Below are 23,314 nucleotides of genomic sequence, written 5' to 3'. Positions count from 1 at the left end.
CGGCCGGACACCGCCGTACCCCGTCGTGTGCCTCGGGACGCCCGCCTACCCCGCCGCGCTTGTGCGGCCGGTCCCGCACCGTCGCGTACACCGAGATCGACACGCTGATCGTCAAGCTGAACCCGACGACGATCGGAGCGGGCGTTCCGCTCTTCTCCCGCCAGGCGGCCTTCGACCCGGTCGCCTGGTCGCTGACGGACCACAAGATCCTGGACAGCGGGACGGCGTTCCTCACGTACGAGCGCGTCACGGACACCGTCGTGGTCACCGACGAGGACTGACCGGCCGGCGGAGTCGATGACCTCCGCCGGCCGGCCGCACATCGCTGCGGCGCTACGCCGCCGGGTACCGCCTCACGCGGCGGCGCAGGCGGCGCCGCTCAGGGTGAACGCGGCCGGGGCGGCGTTCGTACCGCTCTGACTGCCGGTGAAGCCGACGGTGACCGAGCCCTTCGCGGCGATCGTCGAGGTGTACGACGCGGGGGCGACGCTCACCGACCCACCGTTCTGCGTGGGGGTTCCGCCCCACATGTTGGTGATGGTCTGGCCGTTGGCGAAGGCGAAGCCCAGCTTCCAGGCATCGATGGGGGCGGTACCGGTGTTCCGGATGGTGATCTCGCCCTGGAAGCCGCCCGGCCACTGGCCGACGATCCGGTAGCCGACGGAGCAGTTCCCGCCGGTGCCGCCGCCGGAGTGCGTGGTGACGGCCACCGTCGCCGAGCGCGCCGAGCGGTTCCCGGCGGCGTCGCGGGCGTACACGGCGAACGTGTACGCCGTGTCGGCGGTGAGGCCGGTGACGGAGACGCTGTTGGTGGCGGAGGAGGCGACGGCCGTCTCCGCACCGGCGTTGACGCGGACGACGTCGTAGCCGGTGACGGCAACGTTGTCGGAGGACGCGGTCCAGGTCAGGGCCGCGGACGTGTCCGTCACCGCGGAGGCGGCCGGGGTGCCGGGCGCGGTCGGGGCCTGGGTGTCCTCGGGTGTGCCGCCGCCGTAGACGGTGGCCTCGTGGGAGGTCTGGGCGATTCCGTCGGCGCCGTGGAAGATGCGCTCACCCCAGGGGCTGAGCCGGGTGGGGTCGAAGCCGATCGTCAGGTCGAGGACCGGGTCGGTGTTGCCGCTCCAGGACCAGGCGAGGTAACCGAGTCCGAGGTGCTCGGCGGTGGCCATCATGGTGTCCTCGTCCGGGTCGCCGTACTGGTCGGCGGGTCCCCCGAACTCCCCTATGACCAGCGGCAGTCCCGCGTCCACGAAGGCGTGGAGGTAGTCGGTGACCTTCTGGGCGGTGTTGTAGACGCTGTACATGTGGATCGAGAACAGCAGGTTGCCGGTGGTGTCCGCGTCGTACACGGCCTGGGCGTTGTCGCGCATCACGCCCTGCCAGTCCTGGCCCCAGTTGGGTGCGTCCACCATGATCGTGTGCGCGAACCCAGCGGCCCTCAGCTTCTTGACCGCCGCGGTCGTGGGCGCGGTCCAGCCGGCCGGGTTCGTGTTGCCCCAGGGCTCGTTGCCGATGTTGATGATGACGTAGTCCTCCTGGCCGGCGAGGACGTCCTTCAGGCTGATCCAGTAGTCGGCGGCGTGATCGAGCGTGCCGGCGGCGGAGTCCTCCCCGTATCCCGTGGTGTCGTGCACCTCGAGTACGCAGATGAGCCGGTTGGCCTTGCACGAGGCGATGACGGCGGCCACGTCGGCGGGGCTGTTCCTGCTCCAGCGGAAGCCGTCGGAGAGCACGACGCGGACGGTGTTGGCGCCCGTTGCCTTGATGTCGGCCAGCGACTGCGTCTCGCCGGGGTACCAGGTGTGGGCGTGGTTGACCCCGCGCATGACGAAGTCGTTGCCGTTGCCCTCGACCAGCCGGCCGTCGCTGATGTGCAGCCCGCTCGCGGCGGCGCTGGCGGCCTGCGCCGGGGTGAGGCCGCCGAGGGCGAGGAGCCCGAGGAGGGTGACGAGTGCGGTCAGGAGGACGGTGGCGGGGCTCTTGCGCGCTGGGTTCTTCGCCGTGCTTCTTGCTGTTCTCACTGCGGCTCCAGGGAGTGGACGGGGATCAAGAGCTGAGCATCGACAGACGTTCCATGGCTCTGTGGGAGCGCTCCCACATTTGCGCGCTCCCATGAAGCCATCCAGTCAGGGGCACGTCAAGACATCGGACGGATTCGCGTGTGCCGAACCGCATGTGAGGGGGCGTCAGCCGCGGGGGCAGGCGGCTGACGCCGGTGGGGCGCGGGAGCCGGGCCCTGGGGTGCGCGACCGGGGCATCCCCTGCCGCGGGCTGACACCCGAGGACTTCTCCCTCATCGGCGTCACCCGGCGGGTGGTGGACGCGCCCACCGTGGGGGCCCAGGGTGTGAGTGCCCAGGGTGTGAGCGCCCCTCGCCCTCGTCCGGGCGGACGGGGCAGAGACGCGTGCGCGGGTGTGCCGCCGGGGAGAGGTGCCGTCCCCGGCGGCACGCCTCCCCGTCCCTCCCCGTCCTCCCCGTTCCTCCCGGTCAGGGGATGAGCACCAGTCGTCCCCGCAATCCGCCCTCGGCCAGGCGGCGGTGGGCCCGGGCCGCCTCCTGGAGGGGCATCGTGTCGGCGACGCGCGGCGTGAGCCGGCCGCTCTCGGCGAGGGAGGAGAGCAGGGCGAGGGCGCCGCTGTCGGCCGCGACCCACTGCTCGTGCACGCGGATCCCCCGCAACGGGACGGGCGCGGCGCCGCCGATGACGGAGACGAAGGCCCCGCGGTTGCGTACGGCCCCGAGCGCCGGCAGCCCGAGCACCGCCGCGTCCAGGACGCAGTCCACCCCGCCGGGAACCAACTCGCGCACGGCAGCCGCCAGATCGGCCGACCGCTCGACGAACCACCGGGCCCCGGCCTTCCGTACGAACGCCTCGTCCTCCGCGCCGGCGCCCGCCACTACCCGCAGCCCGCGCAGGGCGGCCAGCTCCACCGCGTACCCGCCCACCGCCCCTGCCGCTCCCGTCACCAGCAGGGTCGCGCCCGGCTCGGCTGCGAGCAGGTCCAGGGACTGGAGTGCGGTGAGCCCGTTCAGGGGCAGCGTCGAGGCCTCGGCGGCGGACAGGCGGGAGGGGGCCGGTGCGACCGCCGCGGCGTCCAGCACGACGTACTCGGCATAGGCCCCCAGCGAGACGTCCAGCCTGTCCTGGACCCCGATCACCCGGTCGTCCTCGGCGAACGCCGTCACCCCCGGACCGACTTGGTCGATCCGGCCGGCGACATCCCACCCGATGCCGATGACGTCCCGGGGCGCCATCAGGCCGGCGGGGATCAGGGCCCCGGAGCGCGTCGCCAGATCCACCGGGTTCACGGCCGCCGCCTCGACCCGTATCCGGACCTGCCCGACGCCGGGCACCGGCACCGGTACATCCACGAGCTCCAGGGCCTCGGGCCCACCCACCGCTCGCACCACGATCGCGCGCACGCGTGACTCCTTCTTTCGGACCGTTGATGTCCACGACCTTATGGAGAGCTACTCTCCATAAGGAAGAAGGCACTTCAAGGTGCCTATCGCACCGGAAGGTGAGCCATGACGACGACCACCCGCTCCGAGGCCCATGCGGCGTACGACGCCTATCTCGCCGAATGCCCCGCACGGAACCTGCTGGACCGGATCAGCAACAAGTGGGTCAGCCTGATCATCAACGCCCTCGCCGACGGGCCGCAGCGCTACACGGACCTGGCGCGCACCCTCGTGAGCGTCAGTCAGAAGATGCTGACGCAGAGCCTGCGCGCCCTCGAACGCGACGGCCTCGTCACCCGCACCGTGACCCCTTCGGTGCCGGTCCGGGTCGACTACGCCCTGACCCCCCTCGGCCTGAGCCTGGTCCCGGTGATGCGGACGATCAAGGCGTGGGCGGAGCAGAACATGGACGAGGTGCTGGCGGCCCGGTCCGCGTACGACATGGCGCCCTGAGCGGGGCGGCGCGGACCAGCTGCGCACGTGCACGCTGCGAATGCGCGCCACGAGGAACGTGCACCGCTGCGACCGCGCACCACGAGATACGCGCACCACGAAAGACGCGCACCGCTGAGAAAGCGCACCGCCGCCGGGCGCGGACCCGGCGGCGGTGCGCGTTCCTCGCGGCGCGCGCGCCCTTCGTCGCGGGGCTGCGCGCGCCGCACAGACTGGGTGCGTGTCTCACAGGCTGCGTGCGGTGATGTCGCCGTAGGAGGTGGTCGCGTGCAGGTGCAGAGCGGCCTCGCCGTCGGCGTTCTTGAGGGAGTTGTGGATCCTGCCGTAGGCGGAGCCGGCGTCCAGTGAGGCGGAGACGCCGTGGGCCGCGCCGACCGAGATCTCGCCGTGCTCGGTGCGCAGGGTGACCGTGCCGCGCACGGCCTCGGCGATCCGGAGGTCGCCCTTCTGCGTACTGATCTCGGCGGAGCCGCCCAGGCGGCCCACCGAGACGTCGCCGGACTGCAAGGTGAGGCGCACGCTCTCGGCCTCGTCGAGCTTGACCGATCCCTGCGCGCTCTCGAAGGCGACGTCACCGAGCCGTCCGACGCCGCGGAGTTCGGCGCCGGCCGCCTTCGCCTCGACCACGGAGCCGGCGGGCAGCTGGACCGTCACCTCGACGGAACCGGAGGGGCCGAGGATCTGGTTCTTCCCCTCGGGGCCGGTGATCCGCAGGACGCCGTCGGCGTACTCGACCCGGGTCTGTTCCGCGGCCTTCACGTCGCGGCCCTTGGAGGCGTTCGAGGGGCGGACCTCGACGGTGGTGTCGGCCCGGTCGGCGCCGATGAGCTGGATGCGGCCGGCGGGGATGTGGAGGACAGCGGTCACCTGGGCGGGGGTCTCGAACTTCTGCATGGTCTCTTTCCTTCGCTCGTTGTTTCCGATGCGAGAAAGCTACGTTGCGTTTCTGAAGTGGGCAATAGAGATGGCGCACCAGGTGGGCGTATTTGCAGCTCACGGGGCCTATTTCGTTGCATTGCTGGTGCCGTCTAATGCAACGACGCCCATGCGGGTCGTTGCAATGAGCTGAGAATGAACGCTAAGCTCGGCACGCCACCCACCACGCACCACGAAGGGGACCGCGATGCCCGGAGGCAGACTCACCCAGCAGGAACGCCGGCAGATCGAGCTGGGACTGGCCGACGGGCTCGCCTACGCGGAGATCGCCCGGCGCCTCGACCGCCCGACCTCGACGGTCACGCGCGAGGTGATGCGCAACGGCGGCCACGCCTACCGTGCCGACCTCGCCCACCGCGCCACCGAACACCGCGCCCACCGCCGCAAGCGCCCCGCGCCCGCCGGCTCCCGTACGCCTCCGCAGCCCCACGGACGCGATGCCGACGCCGTGCGCGCGTACGAGGAGGTGTTCGCCACCGTCTTCATGCAGTCGGGACTGCCGAAGATGACCGCCCGGGTGCTGGCCGCCCTCTACATGACCGACAGAGGCACGCTCACCGCCGCGGAACTCGCCGAGCGCCTGGGGATCAGCACGGCGTCCGTCTCCAAGGCGATCGCGTTCCTCGAAAGTCAGGGCCTCGTCCGCCGGGAGCGCGACGAGGGCCGCCGCGAGCGCTACGTCGTCGACGACGACGTCCTCTACCAGTCGACGATGGCCAGCGCCCGCGCCACCGCCCACCTCGGCGAGGTCGCCCGGCAGGGCGTGGGCGTCCTCGGCCAGGGCACCCCGGCCGCGGCCCGCCTGGAGAACATCGCGCGCTTCATAGACTTCGTCTCCGAGAGCATCGCCCGCGCCGCGGACCAGGCCCGCGAGGTCCTCCACACGAAACCGGAGTCGCCCGCGCCGTGACGAGGCCGGAGTGAGGCCGCGCGCGGGGTTGAAGTTGCCGCTGCGGCAGCTTCTACGGTCCTGACCAGGGCCGGAAAGACCGGCCCGGTGACGCGTGCGTGAGGGAGCGGCAATGGAGTGGCCGATCTCGGAGGTCGCCCGCATGTCGGGTGTGACCGCCCGGACCCTGCGGCACTACGACGAGATCGGTGTGCTGTCGCCGGTCCGGATCGGTGCGGGCGGCTACCGCTACTACGGAGAACCCGAGCTCTTGAGGCTGCAGCAGATCCTCGTCCTGCGGGCGCTGGGCCTCGGGCTGCCCGAGATCGGGCTGATCCTGACCGCGCAGGTCGACGAGGTGGAAGCCCTGCGCGGCCACCACCGGCGGCTGCTCGCGGAGCGGGACCGCCTTGACGCCCTGGCCGGAACCGTCTCCCGCACCATCGCCGAACTGGAGCAGTCCAGAAAGGACGGCCGACCCATGACCATCAACCGACCGGAGAACCTGTTCGAGGGCGTGGAGCCCTCCCAGTACGAAGCCAACATGCGCGACTTCCCCGAACTCGCCGAGGAGGTCGGCCGGCGGGCCGCCACGATGACCCAGGGCGACGCCGACACCGGGCACCGCGAGCGCACAGCACAGATGATCCGTCTCGCCGAGCTGATGGCCGAAGGCCACCGGGCCGACGCCGAACCCGTGCAGGCGGAGATCGACGCCCAGTACGCGGCGCTGACCGAGCTGCGCACCGTCTCCGCCGAGGAGTACCGCGCGATCGGGCGCTCCTGCGTGGACAACGAGGCCTGGCGCGCGGCGTACGAGGCGATCGCCCCTGGCCTGGCCGCGTTCCAGCGGGATGCGATCGAGGCGTACGCCACGTCCATGCGCGGCTGACCGGGAAGGGGCCGCCGCTGCGGACGATCCCGCGGCGGCGGCCCTTTGGGAGCCCGGCCCCTGACGGGCCGACGCTCCCAGGCACCGTCGGCCCGGCAGATCCCTCGGCCAGACCCCTCAGCCAGACACTTCGGCCAGACCTCTCGGACCCCTCAGGCCCGTCAGACCTCTCAGATGCGGAGGTCGGGTGGGAAGGCGTCCCGGCGAAGCTCGGCGGGCAGATGTCCGGTGTCGTTGTAGAGCAGCACGGATGCGGGCCGGCCGGGTTCGTAGCGGATGACGGTCAGTGCGGCATTCGCGTGGTAGAGCCCCATCCAGCGCCAGTTCGGAGCATCGAGGGCGGCTCGGACGAGCCAGCCGACCAGGAAGTTGTGCGTCACGAGCAGTTCATGCCGGGGCTCGTCACCGTCCACCGGCCCCGTGAACCGGGCGAGAGCCGCCCGGGCCAACCCCGGCCCCTGCTCGCGCTCCTCGGCCGGGAACCCGGCCAGCCGCGCGACCATGGCGTCGGCCGACTCCGGGGGCAGTTCGTGCCGCTGCGGCAGGTAGGGGAGGTAGTCGCCGGCCTCGTCGGACACGTGCAGGGGTACGTCACCGAGTTGCTCGCGGATCAGCTGAGCGGTCTGCGCGGCCCGGGGGAGCGGACCGTGGTGGACGGCCGTGAGGGGGGCGCGCCGCAGCCGCTCGCCCAGCAGTACGGCCTGTCGGCGGCCGGTGTTCGTCAGCTCGCTCTCGTCCGGGGACGCCTCTCCGTGGCGGGTCAGATAGAGGTAGCGGGTGGCTGTTCCAGTCATGGGGGCGAGATCCTCCGTGAGGTTCCGATGATCTTGCTAGTGTCCGGACGGACGCGGACACGGGCCGCGCGGTTCCCGGCGCCTGGCCGGTGGCCTGCCGGGCGCCCGACCGAAGACCGGCCGAGCCGAGGCCGGTCACGGCGTAGGGGGAACGGAAGTGGCGGAGAACGAGGCCTGCCTCATTCTGGATATCGGCGGCGTGCTGGAACTCACTCCGGCAACGGGCTGGGTGCAACAGTGGGAAACCCGCCTGCGGTTGCCGCCGGGCACGGTGCACGAGCGCATGGGCGACGTATGGCAGGCCGGAAGCCTCGGGAGCATCGGCGAACAGGACGTGCACGAGCAACTGGCCGCCCGCCTGGCCCTCGACGCGTCCCAGGTCGAAGCCTTCATGGCCGACCTCTGGACGGAGTACCTCGGCACGCCCAATGAGGAGCTCATCGCCTATGTGCGCGGGCTCCGGGGGAGGTGCCGGCTGGGCATCCTGAGCAACAGCTTCGTCGGGGCACGGGAGAGGGAGACCGCGCTGTACGGGTTCGACGAACTGGTCGAGCGGATCGTCTACTCGCACGAGATCGGCATCGAGAAGCCCGACCCGCGTGCCTTCGAGGCCGCGTGCGCCGCCCTGGGCGTGAAGCCGGAACGCTGCCTCTTCATCGACGATTTCGCAGTCAACGTGGAGGCAGCGGGGGCGGCGGGCATGCAGGGCCACCTGTTCGAGGACAACGCCCGGACGATCGCGCGCATCGCGGCGCATGTGGACGGAGTGCGGGGAGCCACGACGGAGCTCTGAGCATCCGCCGCTCCGGGGGCCGCCCGGTGGCGCGGAAGGTGCACCGGTCGCGAGGCACGGGCAGGACCGAGCCGCCGCCCGGCCGAGGACGCCCTCGCGGGCCGGGGGCGCCCTCCCGGCGGAGGGCGCTCTCGCGGCTTAGGACGCTCTCGCAGGCCGCGATCGAATCTCTCCGGAGCGGCCCGAATCCTTTCGGCGGGCCCGCGCCTCCTATACATGTGCCGGTGAACGCCGGGACGGGAGACAGGAGGACATCGTGATCGCAGCCATCGCCATCGCCGCCGGAGCCGTACTGCTCTGCACGTGCAGTTACGTCGTCATGCGCAGGCGAAAGCAAGCCCGTGGCTGACTCGTCCTGGCCGGGCGAACAGCTGATCGCCGCCGCCCAGCGCGGTGACGTCGATGCGATCAGCGCGCTGGTGTCGGGCTCGCACCCCAACGTCCGGCGATTCGCCCGCTCGCTCTGCGCCACTCCGGAGGACGCCGAGGATGCCGCCCAGGAAGCCCTGATCATCCTCTACCGCAAGATCGGGATGCTCCGGGCGTCCGGTGCGCTGGCCTCGTGGATGTTCCGGATCGTCCGCAACGAGTGCCTGCGGCGCGCCCGCTCGATCCGGCCCTCCGCACCCCTGCCGGAGTTCCCCGTGCGCTCGGCCGAGGACGAGGTTCTGGGGCGCATCGAGGCGAGCGAGGTGGCGGCCGTCATCGCCGCCCTGCCGGTCGAACAGCGCCGCGTCCTGATCATGCGCGACATCCAGGGCCACAGCGGGCGCATGGTCGCCGACGCGCTCGGCCTCAGTACCGCCGCGATGAAATCGCGCCTGCACCGCGCCCGGACGGCTGTTCAGCGGTCCCTTGGCGCACTACCCGAACCGGAGTGTGGAGATACCGATGCCGACGCCACGAACAGACGGCCCTGACTTCGCCAGTTCCTCCCTTCCCCGGCACCTGCTGCGGGGCGTGGTGGGGTTCGGCGGCCTGATCGGCTCGGTCGCGCTCCTCCCGGTCACCGGACCGGCCAGCCTGCTGATGCTGCCGGCCGGCCTCCTCGCGCTGCGCGGCTGCCCGATGTGCTGGGCCGTCGGCCTGGTGCAGACCGTCTCGCGGGGTCGCTTGCGCCAGACCTGCGAGGACGGTCAGTGCAGACTGACGGTCTCGGACCGGCCGCAGACGGAGCGCCCGTCCGCACCGGTCCCGCCGTAGCGGGAGGCTTGGCGGGAGCGGCGGGCTCGGATACGGCGTACGGGACGCGGCAACGGCGTACGGGACACGGCAACGGCCACGTCCCGTGGCCGCCCCGGAATCCGTCGCCGAGCCGGCCGGACCCCTCAATAGTGCCACCGGTTGGCACTGGACTGATAGCTGCAGGTGATCCTTCGCCCGGCCTCGTCCGTGGTCGTCGCCCCCGGACGAGGACGACCCGCCGCTCGTGGACGTACCAGCGGGTGAGGAGCTCGGCGGGTTCGCGCACGACTCCGTCACTCCGAGGATCAAACGCGACCTTGGTCGCCGTGCTGTACGTACCGGCCGAAGGACTCTGCGTGCACGCCTTCCAGTTGGAGGTGTGCACGACGGAACGCCCCAGCTCGCTCGCATCGGCGTACGACACGGACGCGACGTGATGTCCGCGCGCGGGCCCCGCTTCTTGCCCGCGTGTCAGTGACGCCGTGCACCGGCTGCGGCGAGCCCGCGGCCCGGGGGGATCGGTGAACTGTCCCCCTCGGACTCCACCGCGTGAGCCACGTAGGTCACCGCCGTCAACGGTGACCATCACGCGGAGCCCCTACCGCGCACCGAGGTCTTCCAGCATCTTCTGCTGGTGGCGGTGGCCGATCGTCTCGTAGCCGATCACGGTGACGAACGGCGCGAGCATGATGACGAGCAGGCATGTCGCGACGGCTACACCCGCGGCAGCCAAGAGGACCGCGGCGAGCAGTACGGCGAGAGTGAGGGTGACCAGAAGGATGTGGAAGCGGTCGGCCGTGGACAGCAGAAGGGTGTGCAGGAGGTAGATCATGAGCATGTAGAGGCCGACGGGGATCGCCAGTGCGAGGACGACGGCGGTGCCGGAGATCTCGGCGTGGTTCTCCATGTACAGACCCGCCACGTGCAGCCCCGCGCCGGCACCGGCGACGCCGATGAACAGAGGGATGTGGCCGTATCCGAAGAGGTATCCGAGCCCGCGGCGGTGCACCAGGATGTCGCCGAACGGCGTCATGAAGTACATCCACCACAAACCGAAGGTCAGCCCTACACCTGCGATGACGACAGCGATCGCATTCCAGGTCCAGTGCGTACCGTCCCCGCCGCCCAGGAGGTCTCCCGAGGAGGCGACTGTGCCGACGACGCCCTCACCGAGAACGATGATCGCGAAGAGGCTGTAGCGCTCGGCCACATGGTGCGGGTGCCAGGGCGTGCCAACGGCGGAACCCTGGGCGAACACCGGCAGGGCGAGTTCGAGGGCGGCGAGGACGGCGAACGCGGCGAAGGCGACAGCGATCGGGAGGGGCGTGAAGGCCACGACGATCCAGCCGGCCTGGGCGATCAGCGTCCAGCGGATGTTGGCCATGCCGACCTCGCGGAACGACGGAGCCTCCCGGGCTGCGCGCCACCATTGGAGCACCATCGCGATCCGCATGACGACGTAGCCGATGACCATGGCCCGCAGTTCGAGGTGGCCGCCCTTCTCGACGGAGTGGAACATCGCGGGGAGGCCGAGCGAGAACACGACGACGCCGATCATCTGGACCATGGTCAGGGCTCGGTAAAGCCAGTCGTCGGTCGCGAAGGCGGAGGCGAACCAGCTGAAACTGATCCAGGCGACGCTGATGGCGAACATGGCCAGTACGAACGCGGTGACCGCCGGGGCGGCATGGCCCTCAGCAAGCATCTCTGCGAACTGGGATGACGCAGTGCCGACGGCGACGACGAAGGTCAGATCGAACAGGAGCTCCAGCGGCGAGGAGGTCCGGCCGTGCTCGTGCGGGTCACGGCCGGTCATCGGGACCAGCCGCCGCGTCAGACCGGACCGGCCTGGCTTGCTGATCGATGGCGAATCATTCATGCCGAGTAGTATTTCTGACGCCGATCCCGGCGCCCGGTCGCACTGCCGACTTGGTAATCCCGGGCAGTAACCATGTGCGAACCCGCGGAGCGCGGTTCCGGCCGACGATCTGCTCGCGGGTCGGGCGTATGCGCGATGCCCAGTGCCGGGCACAACTCCCCGACCCTCATCGCCGCGCGGGCACAACGGTGCCGGGATGTGCGGCCCGGCGGGCTGTCCCTTGATGCCTTCACCGGTCGGCCCGCGCGGGACCTTACGAGGGCGAACGGTGGCGCGCACGTCACCGCCCAGAGCGAGACGGGTCGGCTACGAGCGCGCCGCGCCGCCCGAAGCGCGCCTGACCGCGTAACAGCACAGCCGCGTGCCGTAGAGGTCGAGGGCGTCGTCCGGGTCGGTGGCGTAGTGGTCGGCGACCTTCGCCCATCGGTCCCAGCCGTAGAGGCGCGCGTGGCGGCGGTCGTCGTCGGTGCGCTGTTCTTCGCGGAGTTCCGTTGCCGTGGCGCGTTGCCGGAGCCATGCCTGCCAGGCGGGGTTGCCGGTGGGCCCGGTGGTGTGGGGGTGGGCGTCAGCCGACGGGGCGTCGTACGGAGCGGTCGCCGTCCGGTCGCGGAGTTGCGCGGTGATGTACGCGGCCGGTCGCGCAGGACGCCAGGCGAGCCACCAGGAGGCCAGCTCGGCGGCGATGTCGTGGGCGTCCAGCCCCTGGTCGATCAACGGCCGCAGTGCGTAAGCGAGTCGGCGCAGCCCTTCACCCTGCGTCCAGGGGATGTGCGGCCGGACGTGAGCGGCGATCCGGATGTCGGCGGCGACCTGGAGCGGGCTTCTCCGCGTCGAGTTTCGGGGGCGGGAGATGGTCCGGGCTCTCGCGCGCCTGCGCGGGGTGTCTGTGAACTTCCCCTCTTCCTCAGCTGTACGTGCGTGGGGGCGAGCGGCAAGAGATTGGGGCTCACGCCCCCGGCGACCCGGCCTGCCCGCCGCTGTGGTGCTCCCGGCCGGCACCGGCACCCCGAGCACCCGGGCGCCGAACCCACGGCCCTCGATCCGGTGACCGTGCGCCCGGTCGTAGACGTACGGAATGGTGGCCGCGTAGATCGTCGCCGTCCCCGCGTACGGACGCCCGGGAAGCCGCAGATTGCGTCGCGACCCATGCCGTGCCCAGACCAGCGCCCCCAACTCCCGCAGATATGCGACGTGCCGCTTCACCGTCGCCCGGGACAGACCGCAGCGCGCGGCCGTCCCGTCGAGGTCGTACAGGACGGTCCCCGCGATGTAGTCCATCCGCCCGGCCAGATCCCGCGCGACGCATAACGTCGCCTCGCCGGCCTTCGGATGCAGCCCGGCCTCCTCGACCAGCCACTCCACCGCACGCAGCCAGGCCCGCGGCTGCGCATGCCGAGCAGTGGTCGCGGACACCTCCTGCAAGGGGCGGGGGACGGGCCGCCAATCCGGATTCGGGCATGACTGAGAGACGCGGCGCGGGGCCGCGTCGGGGACACGAGGCATCAGGGTCCAGGGAGTGGAGGGAGGGCCACGGCGGGGGTGCCGGGCATGCGGCGGCAGGGGCCGCAGGAGTCCGGTGCGCGGAAGAGCACCATCAGGGCTTGTTTCGCCGCTCGCCCTGAGCGGGGGGCCCTATTCCAGGCGGGTAGGTGAAGCTACGGCCCGACCGGCTCGCCGGTCGGGCCGTACGCCCGGGTGCCACGGCCACGACGGCTCACGCCGCCCCTTCCGCCTCGGACTCAACCTCGAAGAGGACTTGCGCACGGTCAAGCGCCTCGTCAGCGTCGCAGCCATGCGCCCTCAGCCAGAGCAGAAGGTCCGCGATCAAGCCGGTGGCCACTTCTGCGGCTTCCTTCACGCTCATCGGTTTCAGGTGCGCGGACTCCCGGCGTTCCCCCAACCCGCAGAGGCCCAGTAGGGCTTCTGCTTTGGCCACCTGTTCATCAGCGACATGACCATCGGCCGACTGCAAGCCTGTGGCGAGTTCACACCATGTCGTCTTGGAGGTGCCGCGCACGATCACTCCCCACCGGGCTGCCACTTCCTCCACCAGTTGCATGCCTCGCCCTTGCTCGTCTAGGCCGGCCGCTCTGGTAAGCGTCGGAAGTCGCTGCCCTCCGGAGTCGCTCACCTCAATACGCAGGCAACCTCCGTTCATGCTCACCGTCAGGCAGGCCGAGGTCCCTGCACCCACGTGCTTGATCACGTTGCTGGTGAGCTCAGTTACGCAGATCTGAGCCGCATAGATCGTCGATGAGAGCCCCCACAGCTCAAGGTGAAGGCGGATCACTCGGCGAAGGCCAGCCAGCTCCTCCGCCTCAGCCAGGAACGGCAGTTCCCACCTTTCACGCTCGACACCAAAGCGACACCCACTCATACCGGTCACCCTTCGCGCTGTCCGACGGTCACCCAGTGCGCCCGTCCCACTCCATAAGGTGGCAGTGAAACTCTCAAAATGGAACTCTCAAAAGACGCTCTCGGGGGCGCGCCCCGCTTGCGCGCGCCCCCGGCGCGCGCCACCTTGCCTGCAAGGCTCACCCCCGTGCACCCTCTCGGAGACCGACTTGAAGGGCCGAAGACATGCCAGTTGGACCGACCACACGCAGGCGTCAACTGGGAGCCGATCTGCGTCGACTCCGCGAGACGAAGGGCCTCACTCTGGAGGAGGCAGGCACCCGCGTGGGCATCTCAAAGGCCACTCTGAGCCGGTATGAGACGAAGGAGGGGACGGTCAAATGGCCGGCTGTAGATGCCCTTTGTCGTGAGTACGGGGCCTCTGACGAGGAGCGAGAATCGCTGGTCGGCCTGGCCAAGGGGGCTCGTATTCAGGGCTGGTGGCGCTCCCTCGCTGATCCCATCCCCGAGTCCATGAATCTCATGCTGACCCTCGAAGACGAGGTGGTGAGTGAGGGCCACTACGCCTGCATGTACGTGCCCGGGTTGCTTCAGACGCGCGCCTACGCAGAGGCGGTTCACCGCGCTTCAGAGATGAGGTGCACGGACCAAGAGATCAATCACATGGTCGATATCCGGATGAAGCGGCAGGAACTTCTTACGCGAGACGAGCCGCCACACCTCTGGGCAGTAATCGATGAGGCCGTCGTCCGGCGGATGGTCGGAGGACCCTCCGTCATGTGCGAGCAGTTGCAACACCTACTGACCGTCTCGGCCAAGCCCAACGTCACCATTCAGATTCTGCCGTTCGCAGCAGGTGCTCACGCCGCGGCGGTCGGCAGCTTCGTCATCCTGGGCGGGGCAACGCCTGAACTCGACGTGGTCTACGTGGACATCATCGGCGGCGGACTGTTCATGGAGAAGCCGCAGGAACTCGAACGCTATAAGTTGGCGTTCGAGTACTTGCGCGCGCAGGCGTTGGACCTCGAGTCCTCTGCCGCGCTCCTGACCCAGGTTTGCGAGGAGCTGTGATGGATCACGAGGACGCCCGGTGGTTCAAGTCGTCTTACAGCGGCGGTAGCGGCACGGAGTGCCTTGAGGCTGCTTTCACCACCGTGGGCACCCTCGTGCGTGACAGTAAGCGTCCCGGCGATGGCCAGTTCCATGTCGGCCCGGGGGCATGGGCGTACTTTGTCGGATCGGTGCGCGAGGGCGAGTTGCGCTAACAGAGAGCTGCGGTCGGTGGGACGGTCGGGCGACTGGAGCCGCTGTGTCACGAACTTCTCGCATCTCACAACGTTCGTTCCGTCAGAGAGGGGGAGCAGCACGCCGACTGTAGGTTCATGTTCGTGGACGACCGCAACCTCGACGAGCTCGTGTTGTTCGGCGGGCCGCCAAACGGCTCTGGTCTGTGGTTGCGTGCGCCCCCTTCGCGGGTACGGGCGGGCCAGCGGTCGCGACCAATCGCTGCCCTCATGGAGTGTGTTTTGGGCACCGTTAGTCGGAATTAGGCCATGATCCAGATAAAGTGTTGATCGGCGAGCAGGAATCGACAATATGTTCGCATGTCACCCTCGAAACCCATCCGCTTTGGCCCCCCTCCGCACGCGCAAGAGGGGGATTGGTTCCGTACCCACGACGCCCTCTATGCCGCTGACGTGCACAGGTTCAGAGGCCAAGGTATCTCTGGAACGTCGCACGAAGGCGTCGACTCCATCGTGGCCAGTGGTGGCTACGCTGGAGATGAGGATCTGGGTGACGTAATCATTTATACCGCCCAGGGCGGTGCCCCCGATGAGCGCGGATACATCACAGCGGACCAGGAGTTGACTGGAGTCAATGAAGGGATGCTGATCAATTATCGGGAGGGATTGCCCATCCGGTACGTGCGTGGCCTAGGCATCAAAAGAGGAAAGGCGACAAAGGGTTACAGGTATCGCGGTCTCTACTTGGTTGAAGATTACTGGAGTGTGCGGACCGAACGCGGGTACATCACGTGGCAGTTTCGCCTAGCGAAGTCCTTGGCGGGTGAGCGTTGGGACTCGGGGAAGTCGGGCGATGTGGATGAAGGGAACGCAGTTACGTCGCTGGAAAAGGTGGTTGCGAAGTATGTAAGCATCCAGCGACGGGTACGAAACAGTGCTGAGGCGCGCGCCATAAAGGATCTTTACGAGAATATTTGTCAGATGTGTAACATCCCGTTGGTGGTGGACGCAAATGGCGCTCGGTACAGCGAGGGTGCACACATACATGCGCTCGGCAGGCCGCACGATGGTCTTGACGTGCGCAGAAACATTCTCTGTCTCTGCCCGAACTGTCACGTGCTCTTTGATAGTGGGGCGCGACTCATCACTGATGATTTCAAGGTCATCGATGCCCTCACGTCGAAGGTAGTTGGCGACCTAAATGTGCTACCCGAGCACCAAATAGATCCTGCGAGCTTGCAGCAACACCGCGGTCGTTGGGCGGACCGGTCGCAGGGTCTCTAGGTCGAAGGCTACCCAGCGGCAATTGCTGAATACGTCCAGACGTCCGCTGTCATTTCGTGACGTAGCTTCCATATGATGGCCATGGGCTTGCTGCCCTTGTGTGAGACGTACTCGGCTGGTCCCAGCAGCATTCAGGGCTGAGGGCCTCCGATGTCTGTCTTCTTGTAGCGTCGGACGAAGAGGAGGACCTGAGTGCCCTTCTCTCGGTGTGTCTGGTAACGCAGGCCTGTTGGGGAGGTTGCTGATGTTTGGTTCTGGGACTCCCAATGGAACTCGGACTCGTTCAGCGCGTAGTCCTTGTATCGAGTTTCGGGCGAAAAGTCTTTCTCGTCCTTTTCCAGGGTGATGAGAAGAGCATCCGTCTCGATGTTCTCGCACCACTTCACACCCTCGCGGAAGTGCCCGGGCATGAAACCGTCCACGGTGGACTGGCCCAGTGCAGGGAGGATCTCTTCACGGCTGTACGAGGCGTGAACTGCCAAGGGGAGATCCACATGCGCGCCGAGCAAGGGAATCGGCAGGTGGTCGGCTAGGTCGAGGACGTGGGCCAGTACCTGGCGGAGCTCGTCACGGAACGCATCCTGGGTGCGCAGCGTGTTGAAGCCCTCCTGGTAGCTCGTGAAATCGCCGCCCAAGGGCCAGAGGGAGAAGAAGAACATGCGGGCGTACGCCTGTTCCTGAGCGGTGAGCTGGTCATACGTGGGGGCGTCGTCGACGAGGAGCTTCGTGTATGCAGAGACGCGTGCCGGGTCGTCGACATGAAGGAACGCCGATACCCGCTTTAGGAGCGCTGCCTCGCCCTCGGGGGCGACAGGGTCGAGGAGCTTGGCGCGGCGTAGAAGGCCGGTCCAAGAGTTTCCGTTACCCCGATAGATCTCCTTGAGCTCTCGACCGCTCTCCCGGAGGTAGTCCGCGAGCCGGGGCTCGGCGTAGGCGGCAACCTCGCGAGCGAGCTGGGTGACGTTGACCCCGATCTGGTTCCGGATGTTGTCGAGGATGAGCGCCTTGGCCTTGGTCTCCAGGATGATCTGGCAGCCGGATGGCAGCTGCGGAAAGTCGTCTTCGATGTGGGAGAGCAGACGGTTTCGCGTCAGGTTGGTCAGGGCACGGAACTGCTCCTCGAACCGGAACTCCTTGCGGTGCTGACCGATGAAGTCAAGGACGGTGAGGACCGCCTTGTTCTCGGTACGGCGCAGCCCACGACCCAGCTGCTGAAGGAACACCGTCGCGCTTGAGGTCGGTCGTAGGAGCAGAAGGGTGTCGACATCGGGAATGTCGAGTCCTTCATTGAATAGATCTACAGAGAAGATGACTTGCAGCGTCCCGGCGCGGAGTTCTTCCAGAGCTGCTTTGCGCTCGGGCTTGGGAGTGTCGCCGGAGAGCGCGACGGCGTTGAGGCCGGCGCGTCTGAAGAACTCAGCCATGAACTGGGCGTGTGCCACCGAGACGCAGAAGCCCAGAGCCCGCATGGTCCCGGGGTCGGTGACCTTGTCCTTCACTGCCTTGATGACGAGCCTGGCTCGCGCGTCGTTGCCCGTGAAGAGGTTGCCAAGAGCGACTGGGTCGTACGCTCCCCGCTTCCACATGACGGTGCTGAGGTCAGTGTTGTCGGTGACGCCGAAGTAGTGGAATGGGCTCAGCAGCTCGTTCTCAAGTGCTTCCCAGAGCCGCATCTCGGCTGCGATGCGGCCGTCGAAGAACTCATCGTGGACGTTCAGCCCGTCCATGCGCTCTGGGGTGGCGGTGAGGCCGAGCAACTCTTTCGGGGCGAAGTGGTCAACGATTTTTCGGTAGGTCGGAGAAGTGCCGTGGTGGAACTCGTCGATCACGATGACGTCGAAGTGATCAGGAGTGAGGCGTTCCAGAGCACGCGCGTTGAGTGACTGAACACTCGCGAAGACGTGGTTCCAGTCCTCGGGTACCTCACCACCGAAGAAAAGCTCACCGAAGTTCGCATCGACCAGCACGTTCTGGTACACCCGCAGGGACTGCTCCAGGATCTCCTTTCGATGCGCAACGAAGAGCAGACGGAGGTCCCGGCCAAGCTTGTGCCGCAGGTGCTTGTAGTCCAGGGCCGCCATCACCGTCTTCCCCGTGCCGGTTGCTGCGACAAGGAGATTGTGGTTCCGCCCGTGAACGGTGCGCTCGACCTCTAGGCGTTCCAGCATGTCCCGCTGGTGAGGGTACGGGCGCACTTCCAGCCCAGAGAGACTGATGACGTTATTGCCCTGCCGGCCGGCCGCGCCACCGGCGCGAGAAAGGGCCTCGTCCAAGCGCTGAGCGTCGCTATCGGGGTCGTACGACTCAAAGGAGCGCTCGCTCCAGTACGCATCGAAGGTTGCCTCGAACTTGCGCAGGACCGACGGGGTGGCGATCGATGACAGCCGTACGTTCCATTCGAGGCCATCGAGGAGCGCGGCCTTGGAGAGGTTGGAGCTGCCGACGTAGGCGGTGTCGAAGCCGCTCTTTCGCCGGAACAGCCATGCCTTCGCGTGGAGACGAGTCGAGCGGAGCTCGTAGTTCACCTTCACTTCGGCACTGAACTCGCGAACCAGTCGGTCGAGGGCGCGACGCTCTGTCGCCCCGATGTACGTCGTCGTGAGAACTCTGATGGGGACGCCGCGATCGCGGGCCGATGTCAGCGCTTGCTCAAGAACCCGCAAACCGTGCCACTTCACGAAGGCGCAGAGCAGGTCTACACGGTCCGCCGTGGCCAGTTCCGCCCGGAGTTCGAAGCCCAAGCTCGGATCGTCGGGGGCGTTGGTGATCAGCGCGGTGTCGGACAGGGGAGTGTGTGGCCGTATCGCGTAGACGCCCGGAGCTTCCCGCTCTGCTACGGCGAGAAGCTGACGGGGTCCCTCGATGACTAGGTCGACCCACTCAGTGGCGCCCTCAATGGTGTTGAGGGATTCGAGGATGTGGTTCGCCGCAACGACCTGCTCTGCCGGTTGGAGGCCCTGAAGCACCCGACGAACGGTGCTCGCGATGTGGCGAGACAGAACGTGAGGCGCGGACTCGACTCCCACCACGTCATCGATCGCACGCCAACCCGAGGCATCGAGCTGCTTCATACGATCTTCGAGCCGCCGGGTGATCAGCGTCTCGTACAGTCCGGCAACGGGCGCCGCATCTTCTTGAGCATGGCTGGTCATGGCCGCGTCCCCCTCGCTGCGATACGTACGTACGCAGTTGTATCAAGGGGGACGGACATGGATGACTGCTGCGGTGTTCTGAGCGGGGTTGAGATGGACGCCTGAGTGCCGTTGCAGCGCCGGTAACCCAAAGACCGGTGCTCCGGACGTCGGTCACGGTGCTGAACGCCTCCGTTGCAGCAACCAGGTAACCGCTGTCACTGCCCCCGTCACCGAAAAGCCTATGATCAGCGACTTCCTGAACTCTTCCGCCTTGCTGCCGTCATCCGCGATGACCACCGACAGCGACGCGATGACGGCCGTGATCACCAGTCCGATGGCCAGGTTCTTCCTCACCCGCGATGTCAGCAAATGCCTCTCCTTCTCGGTGGGTGTGGTGCCCGCATCGCCCTCGATGCGGCACCACACCGGATGGCCATCCGTTCGGGTCGGTCGATGGCCGGTCAGTACGGTCTTGAGCCGTCTCCGATAGGGACGTTGAGCGTCATCACCGATCGGGCATGAGGACCCGGCCCCCCACTCGTCCCCGTCACATGCGCCGGTGCCCCCTGTGAGGGACGCCCTGCCGACACCCGTCGCCGGTCACCCGCGTCAACAATCCTGCGGGTCAGTACCTCTAGCGCGTGGCGGACTGTGGTCCGCCCACGGCGGACAGGGAAGGCGGCTCGTAGTCGTACAGGTATCCCTGCGCCCGTTCGAAGAAGGGGAGGAGTACGCGCATCTTCGCCGCGTTGACCTGTCGCTTCACGGCACCGGGCCGCTTGCTCTCACGGGCGTTGTGCCCGTGCTTGAGCAGCTTGTCGATGCGCGGGCGGCGGGACTCGTCGTAGGCCTGGAGTGCCGCTGGGACGGTCGGGGCGCCGCTCAGCGCCGCCGCGAGCTCCAGTGCGTCCTCGATGCACATCGAAGCGCCGTGCCCGACGCCGACCGGGTGGGCGGCGTCGCCGGCCAGGACCATGCGCCCACTGTGCCACTTCTGGATCGGGTCGCAGACGTTCAGGTGGCCGGACGCGACGATCGATGTCGCGGCTCCGACGACGGCCCTCGGCATCACCTCCGGGAACAGCTCGTTGACGCGTCGCAGCCATTGCGCGTCGTCGATGCCTCGCAGGTCGGGCTTGACCGGATCGCCGATCTGAGCCGTCCACCACTGGGTCTGTTCGTCGATGCTGGTGTATACGAAGGCGCCGTTGCGTGCGTAGGCGAGGTTCCACACCCCGGGCTCGAGGCCCGTCAGGGTGGAGATTCCGGCGACTCCGTAGAGCCCCGCGTACTCCGCGCGCGGCGCGGACGCGTCGATCAGCCCGCGCACGGTCGACCAGATGCCGTCGGCACCCACGAGCAGCTCCGCGGTCTCGCGCCGGCCGGAGGCGAATTCGGCCACCACGCTGTTCGCCGACTCCGTCGCGCCCACCAGGCGTTCGCCGGTGACGATCCGAGCGCCCGCGTCGAGCGCCGCGCGCCGCAGGACCGCCACGAGCTGTCCGCGCGGGAGCGAGATGCTGCGCAGCGCGTCGGCACCGCGCCGGAGGCGGGGGACGTCGCCCAGGAGGTGGCCGCCCGCCGTGTAGAACCGCATCCGATCGATGGGGAATCCGACCGCCTGTACGTCGCGCAGGCAGCCCAGCTTCTCCAGTGCGCGCAGGCCGTTGACCGCCAGGCTGAAGTGGGCGCCGACGTCCTCGGGCGGAATCTCGTACGCCTCGTAGACGGTCACCTCGTGACCGATCTGCTGCAGTGCAAGGGCGATGGCGGGTCCGGCTATCCCGCCACCGATCACGATCGTTCGCACGACGCCTCCCTGAATTTTGATTCACTGAATGTTGATTCGGTGAAAGTGTGTTCCGATACGCTGGCATCTGTCAACAGCCGATGGAGGACCACATGCCGCAGGCGAGTACCGCCGGCCGGAAAGCCCGGGCGGCCCAGACCCGTGCCGCGCTGCTGGACGCGGCGCGCGGGCTCTTCAGCGAACGCGGCTACCTCAATACGAAGATCACCGACATCACCGCAGCGGCCGGACGCTCGACCGGCTCGTTCTACGAACACTTCGCCGGCAAGGACGAGCTGCTCCAGGCGCTCCACGCCGAGATGGAGAGGGCGATCGACGATCGTATGGTCGGCCTGGAACATCCCCGCGATCACGACCTGACGGACCGCGACCAACTGCGCGACCACCTCGGCGTGGCGTGGACGGTGATGCGGCAGAACCGCCCGGTCACGCTCGCACAGTTCCAGGCGATGGTGGCCGACGACCCCGGCACGGGACGGGCCTGGCGCGACCTGCGCGAGCAGACGGCAACCATTCGGGAGCATCTGGAGTACCTGGTCGAGCGCGGACACCAGCTTCCCGGCGACCCCGAGTTCATCGCGGCGGCGATGGGCGCGATGCTCGTCACCCTCAACTACGCCGTGCTCACGCCCCCCGGCGGCGAAGACGACCCGCGTGTCATCGACACCCTCACGGATCTGCTGTTGCACGGGCTGGCCGGACCGGCGTCACATGTGGCGGATGAAGCTTAGGGATCCGTTCTCGGCGTACAAGGGCGCCGGGGCCAGGGCGGGGACGGGTTCGCGTACTGCCTCCTGCCGATGGCGGCTTGAACGCACAGGGGCTTTGCGCTGATCGCCCGCACGGGTGTGAGGCCGTGCATCGCGACGATGTCGCTGAGGAGCCGGTTCACACGTCGCTCGCCGGTGCGAGCGACCGGCGCTGTACGTCCCCTCGGCTCACACGCTGCGGCCGTCGCGTGGCGGGTCTGTTGGACATGAAGGCGCCGGGGAGTTTGAACGAAGGCCGGGGTGCGTAGTTATCGACGCGTGGCACGCGTGGTGCAGGCCCGTCCGACGAAGGGGTAGGCCGTGCGCAGCACGGCCTACCGAGCGGGGGAGAGATGGACGCCGGGGTCATGGCGCTGCTAGTGGCGGCGATCGGTGTGGCCGGCACGCTGTTGGCTCCGGTCACCACGACGTGGGTGGGTTCGCGAGCCCGGCTCCAGGAGTTCGAACTGCAGCAACGTGGCGAGCAGGCGCAACGGCGCTTCGAAGAGGCTCAGCAGAACGTGGAACGGCGGCGGGAGACCTACGTCGCCTTGAACTCCAGCGTCCGCCGGTATCGGATTCTGATGATGGAGGACGTCCACGCTCTGCGGAGCGGAGATCCGCTGGACGCGGACGGGGCCGTTGAAGCCGCCCGGCTGGAGTTCCAGGACGTCTACGCACAGGCGCAGATGCTGATCCCCGACTCCGTCCTGGGGCCGTGTCATGAGGTGCGTGTGGCGCTTGCGGCCGCCAGGAAGGGGATAGCCGCTCTTCACGAGGCGGCCGAACTGGATCAGGAGGAGTGGCAGGGCGTCCACGCCGACGTGATGCAGGTCTGGGATCTCATCCGAGTGATGCAGGAGGCCATGCGCCACGACCTGGGCATCACGGCGTCAGACGCCGTCGGACAGCCCGGTGGCCAGCTCCCGCACGTACCCCACCCCCCGCTTCCCGCTCAGGAGCGGCGCCTCTCCCGTCGGGACGAAGCCCGTCCGGGTCAGGACCGAGCGTGAGGCGGTGTTGGTGACGGCGGCCGCCGCGCGCAGTCGCGTCAGCCCGTAGGCGGTGGTGCAGAGGGTGAAGAGTTCGCGGACCGTTGCCGTGGCCAGGCCCCGGCCCGTGGCCTTCTCGGCCAGGCGGAAGCCGAGGGCCGCGGAGCCGTCCGCCACGTCCACCAGGTTGAACCGGCCCAGCACCTCGCCGCCCTCCGCCATCAGCAGGTGGAAGTGGCAGGCGCCGGCGGCCTGTTCGGCGAGGAGGTCGGCGTGGCGGGCGGCGAAGTGCGTGAAGTAGTCGTCCCCGCGGTCCGGAACCGAGGCCGCGAAGAACGCCCGGTTCTCCTCCTCGAACGCGAGGAGAGCCGGGGCGTGGTCGGGGCGCAGGCGCTGGAGTTCGGGCATGGCGGCAGGGTAGGCGCTGGGCGTGCCGAGGGCTCGGGATTTTCGGGGCCGGCG

General features: G+C 68.4%; 22 protein-coding genes and 2 pseudogenes. 12 read left to right on the top strand and 12 right to left on the bottom strand.

Going from position 1 to position 23,314, the window contains the following annotated elements; genetic code table 11:
* The first annotated feature begins 59 nt into the window (after nt 1-59).
* Entirely contained in the window at nt 60-281 is a 222-nt protein-coding gene (locus tag E6R60_RS06750; protein WP_206309325.1) for a hypothetical protein, read from the top strand.
* A gap of 72 nt (nt 282-353) precedes the next feature.
* Here E6R60_RS06750 and E6R60_RS06745 read toward each other — a convergent pair whose 3' ends face one another.
* Complete coding sequence (locus E6R60_RS06745; RefSeq protein WP_168713551.1) at nt 354-2,021, bottom strand: cellulase family glycosylhydrolase; 1,668 nt, start codon at nt 2,019-2,021, stop codon at nt 354-356.
* 467 nt (nt 2,022-2,488) lie between these two features.
* Nucleotides 2,489-3,424, bottom strand: coding sequence for an NADP-dependent oxidoreductase (locus tag E6R60_RS06740; protein ID WP_136325465.1), 936 nt, complete (start codon nt 3,422-3,424; stop codon nt 2,489-2,491).
* Nucleotides 3,425-3,529: 105 nt separating this feature from the next.
* On the opposite strand from E6R60_RS06740, the gene E6R60_RS06735 reads away from it, so the two are divergent.
* A complete protein-coding gene (locus E6R60_RS06735) occupies nt 3,530-3,916 on the top strand; it encodes a helix-turn-helix domain-containing protein (RefSeq protein ID WP_136325464.1) in 387 nt (128 codons plus the stop codon).
* Nucleotides 3,917-4,141: 225 nt separating this feature from the next.
* On the opposite strand, the gene E6R60_RS06730 is transcribed toward E6R60_RS06735, so the two are convergent.
* Nucleotides 4,142-4,810: a DUF4097 family beta strand repeat-containing protein gene (locus E6R60_RS06730; RefSeq protein WP_136325463.1), complete on the bottom strand. Its 669-nt coding sequence runs from the start codon at nt 4,808-4,810 to the stop codon at nt 4,142-4,144.
* A gap of 229 nt (nt 4,811-5,039) precedes the next feature.
* Here E6R60_RS06730 and E6R60_RS37760 point away from each other — a divergent pair.
* The 3 genes and pseudogenes from E6R60_RS37760 to E6R60_RS06720 all read left to right on the top strand — a co-directional run.
* Nucleotides 5,040-5,240: pseudogene (locus tag E6R60_RS37760) on the top strand (helix-turn-helix domain-containing protein); the annotation flags it as partial.
* A 96-nt stretch (nt 5,241-5,336) separates the two neighbouring features.
* The gene (locus E6R60_RS37195) at nt 5,337-5,762 is read left to right on the top strand and encodes a helix-turn-helix domain-containing protein (RefSeq protein WP_346766061.1); all 426 of its coding nucleotides are present in this window, start codon (nt 5,337-5,339) and stop codon (nt 5,760-5,762) included.
* A gap of 112 nt (nt 5,763-5,874) precedes the next feature.
* Complete coding sequence (locus tag E6R60_RS06720) at nt 5,875-6,633, top strand: MerR family transcriptional regulator (RefSeq protein ID WP_136325461.1); 759 nt, start codon at nt 5,875-5,877, stop codon at nt 6,631-6,633.
* Nucleotides 6,634-6,803: 170 nt separating this feature from the next.
* On the opposite strand, the gene E6R60_RS06715 is transcribed toward E6R60_RS06720, so the two are convergent.
* Nucleotides 6,804-7,427: a histidine phosphatase family protein gene (locus E6R60_RS06715; protein ID WP_136325460.1), complete on the bottom strand. Its 624-nt coding sequence runs from the start codon at nt 7,425-7,427 to the stop codon at nt 6,804-6,806.
* A 157-nt stretch (nt 7,428-7,584) separates the two neighbouring features.
* Here E6R60_RS06715 and E6R60_RS06710 point away from each other — a divergent pair, with 157 nt between their 5' ends.
* The 3 genes from E6R60_RS06710 (at nt 7,585) to E6R60_RS06700 (ending at nt 9,423) form a co-directional block, all read left to right on the top strand.
* Nucleotides 7,585-8,220 (top strand): HAD family phosphatase, encoded by a 636-nt coding sequence (locus E6R60_RS06710; protein ID WP_136325459.1) that lies wholly within the window; start codon nt 7,585-7,587, stop codon nt 8,218-8,220.
* A gap of 341 nt (nt 8,221-8,561) precedes the next feature.
* Entirely contained in the window at nt 8,562-9,140 is a 579-nt protein-coding gene (locus E6R60_RS06705) for an RNA polymerase sigma factor (RefSeq protein ID WP_136325458.1), read from the top strand.
* Entirely contained in the window at nt 9,112-9,423 is a 312-nt protein-coding gene (locus E6R60_RS06700; protein WP_136325457.1) for a hypothetical protein, read from the top strand. The genes E6R60_RS06705 and E6R60_RS06700 overlap by 29 nt, the downstream gene beginning before the upstream one ends.
* Before the next feature lie 580 nt (nt 9,424-10,003).
* On the opposite strand, the gene E6R60_RS06695 is transcribed toward E6R60_RS06700, so the two are convergent.
* The 3 genes from E6R60_RS06695 to E6R60_RS06685 all read right to left on the bottom strand — a co-directional run bounded on the left by E6R60_RS06695 (nt 10,004) and on the right by E6R60_RS06685 (nt 13,661).
* Nucleotides 10,004-11,284, bottom strand: coding sequence for a low temperature requirement protein A (locus E6R60_RS06695; RefSeq protein ID WP_136325456.1), 1,281 nt, complete (start codon nt 11,282-11,284; stop codon nt 10,004-10,006).
* A 306-nt stretch (nt 11,285-11,590) separates the two neighbouring features.
* Nucleotides 11,591-12,697 carry a cell wall protein gene (locus E6R60_RS06690; protein WP_136325455.1) on the bottom strand — a complete coding sequence of 369 codons (1,107 nt, stop codon included), beginning with the start codon at nt 12,695-12,697 and terminating at the stop codon, nt 11,591-11,593.
* Between the two features lie 301 nt (nt 12,698-12,998).
* Nucleotides 12,999-13,661: an ATP-binding protein gene (locus E6R60_RS06685; protein WP_136325454.1), complete on the bottom strand. Its 663-nt coding sequence runs from the start codon at nt 13,659-13,661 to the stop codon at nt 12,999-13,001.
* A 203-nt stretch (nt 13,662-13,864) separates the two neighbouring features.
* On the opposite strand from E6R60_RS06685, the gene E6R60_RS06680 reads away from it, so the two are divergent.
* From E6R60_RS06680 to E6R60_RS06670, 3 genes are all read left to right on the top strand, one after another.
* The gene (locus E6R60_RS06680) at nt 13,865-14,710 is read left to right on the top strand and encodes a helix-turn-helix transcriptional regulator (protein ID WP_136325453.1); all 846 of its coding nucleotides are present in this window, start codon (nt 13,865-13,867) and stop codon (nt 14,708-14,710) included.
* Nucleotides 14,710-14,904 (top strand): DUF397 domain-containing protein, encoded by a 195-nt coding sequence (locus E6R60_RS06675; RefSeq protein WP_136325452.1) that lies wholly within the window; start codon nt 14,710-14,712, stop codon nt 14,902-14,904. Before E6R60_RS06680 ends, E6R60_RS06675 begins: the two co-directional genes overlap by 1 nt.
* A gap of 339 nt (nt 14,905-15,243) precedes the next feature.
* Nucleotides 15,244-16,167, top strand: a complete 924-nt coding sequence (locus E6R60_RS06670) for a YDG/SRA domain-containing protein (protein WP_136325451.1) — start codon at nt 15,244-15,246, stop codon at nt 16,165-16,167.
* An 8-nt stretch (nt 16,168-16,175) separates the two neighbouring features.
* On the opposite strand, the pseudogene E6R60_RS06665 reads toward E6R60_RS06670, so the two are convergent.
* The 3 genes and pseudogenes from E6R60_RS06665 to E6R60_RS06655 form a co-directional block, all read right to left on the bottom strand.
* Nucleotides 16,176-19,319: pseudogene (locus E6R60_RS06665) on the bottom strand (DUF3427 domain-containing protein).
* A 153-nt stretch (nt 19,320-19,472) separates the two neighbouring features.
* Nucleotides 19,473-19,670 (bottom strand): hypothetical protein, encoded by a 198-nt coding sequence (locus E6R60_RS06660; protein ID WP_206309324.1) that lies wholly within the window; start codon nt 19,668-19,670, stop codon nt 19,473-19,475.
* Nucleotides 19,671-19,935: 265 nt separating this feature from the next.
* The gene (locus E6R60_RS06655) at nt 19,936-21,111 is read right to left on the bottom strand and encodes an NAD(P)/FAD-dependent oxidoreductase (protein ID WP_136325450.1); all 1,176 of its coding nucleotides are present in this window, start codon (nt 21,109-21,111) and stop codon (nt 19,936-19,938) included.
* A gap of 92 nt (nt 21,112-21,203) precedes the next feature.
* On the opposite strand from E6R60_RS06655, the gene E6R60_RS06650 reads away from it, so the two are divergent.
* Nucleotides 21,204-21,842, top strand: coding sequence for a TetR/AcrR family transcriptional regulator (locus E6R60_RS06650; protein ID WP_136325449.1), 639 nt, complete (start codon nt 21,204-21,206; stop codon nt 21,840-21,842).
* 395 nt (nt 21,843-22,237) lie between these two features.
* Here the strand turns inward: E6R60_RS06650 and E6R60_RS36595 are convergent, their stop codons facing one another.
* Nucleotides 22,238-22,735: a hypothetical protein gene (locus tag E6R60_RS36595; RefSeq protein WP_168713550.1), complete on the bottom strand. Its 498-nt coding sequence runs from the start codon at nt 22,733-22,735 to the stop codon at nt 22,238-22,240.
* 18 nt (nt 22,736-22,753) lie between these two features.
* On the bottom strand, nt 22,754-23,260 hold the full coding sequence (locus E6R60_RS06640) for a GNAT family N-acetyltransferase (protein WP_136325448.1): 507 nt from the start codon (nt 23,258-23,260) through the stop codon (nt 22,754-22,756).
* Nucleotides 23,261-23,314 lie beyond the last annotated feature (54 nt).

This window comes from Streptomyces sp. A0642, from assembly GCF_004795105.1.
In the GTDB taxonomy this organism is placed as follows: Bacteria; Actinomycetota; Actinomycetes; order Streptomycetales; family Streptomycetaceae; genus Streptomyces.
The sequence above is the reverse complement of the archived record's forward strand: the minus strand, read 5'-3'. Positions and strand labels throughout refer to the sequence as shown.

Bases quoted from the DNA above. Each gene is read 5' to 3' on its own strand.
- E6R60_RS06675 (WP_136325452.1), top strand. From the start codon at position 14,710: ATGGATCACGAGGACGCCCGGTGGTTCAAGTCGTCTTACAGCGGCGGT.
- E6R60_RS06640 (WP_136325448.1), bottom strand. From the start codon at position 23,260: ATGCCCGAACTCCAGCGCCTGCGCCCCGACCACGCCCCGGCTCTCCTC.
- E6R60_RS06720 (WP_136325461.1), top strand. From the start codon at position 5,875: ATGGAGTGGCCGATCTCGGAGGTCGCCCGCATGTCGGGTGTGACCGCC.
- E6R60_RS06680 (WP_136325453.1), top strand. From the start codon at position 13,865: ATGCCAGTTGGACCGACCACACGCAGGCGTCAACTGGGAGCCGATCTG.
- E6R60_RS06670 (WP_136325451.1), top strand. From the start codon at position 15,244: ATGTCACCCTCGAAACCCATCCGCTTTGGCCCCCCTCCGCACGCGCAA.
- E6R60_RS37195 (WP_346766061.1), top strand. From the start codon at position 5,337: ATGCAGTCGGGACTGCCGAAGATGACCGCCCGGGTGCTGGCCGCCCTC.
- E6R60_RS06695 (WP_136325456.1), bottom strand. From the start codon at position 11,284: ATGAATGATTCGCCATCGATCAGCAAGCCAGGCCGGTCCGGTCTGACG.
- E6R60_RS06730 (WP_136325463.1), bottom strand. From the start codon at position 4,810: ATGCAGAAGTTCGAGACCCCCGCCCAGGTGACCGCTGTCCTCCACATC.
- E6R60_RS06715 (WP_136325460.1), bottom strand. From the start codon at position 7,427: ATGACTGGAACAGCCACCCGCTACCTCTATCTGACCCGCCACGGAGAG.
- E6R60_RS06735 (WP_136325464.1), top strand. From the start codon at position 3,530: ATGACGACGACCACCCGCTCCGAGGCCCATGCGGCGTACGACGCCTAT.
- E6R60_RS06700 (WP_136325457.1), top strand. From the start codon at position 9,112: ATGCCGACGCCACGAACAGACGGCCCTGACTTCGCCAGTTCCTCCCTT.
- E6R60_RS06650 (WP_136325449.1), top strand. From the start codon at position 21,204: ATGCCGCAGGCGAGTACCGCCGGCCGGAAAGCCCGGGCGGCCCAGACC.
- E6R60_RS06685 (WP_136325454.1), bottom strand. From the start codon at position 13,661: ATGAGTGGGTGTCGCTTTGGTGTCGAGCGTGAAAGGTGGGAACTGCCG.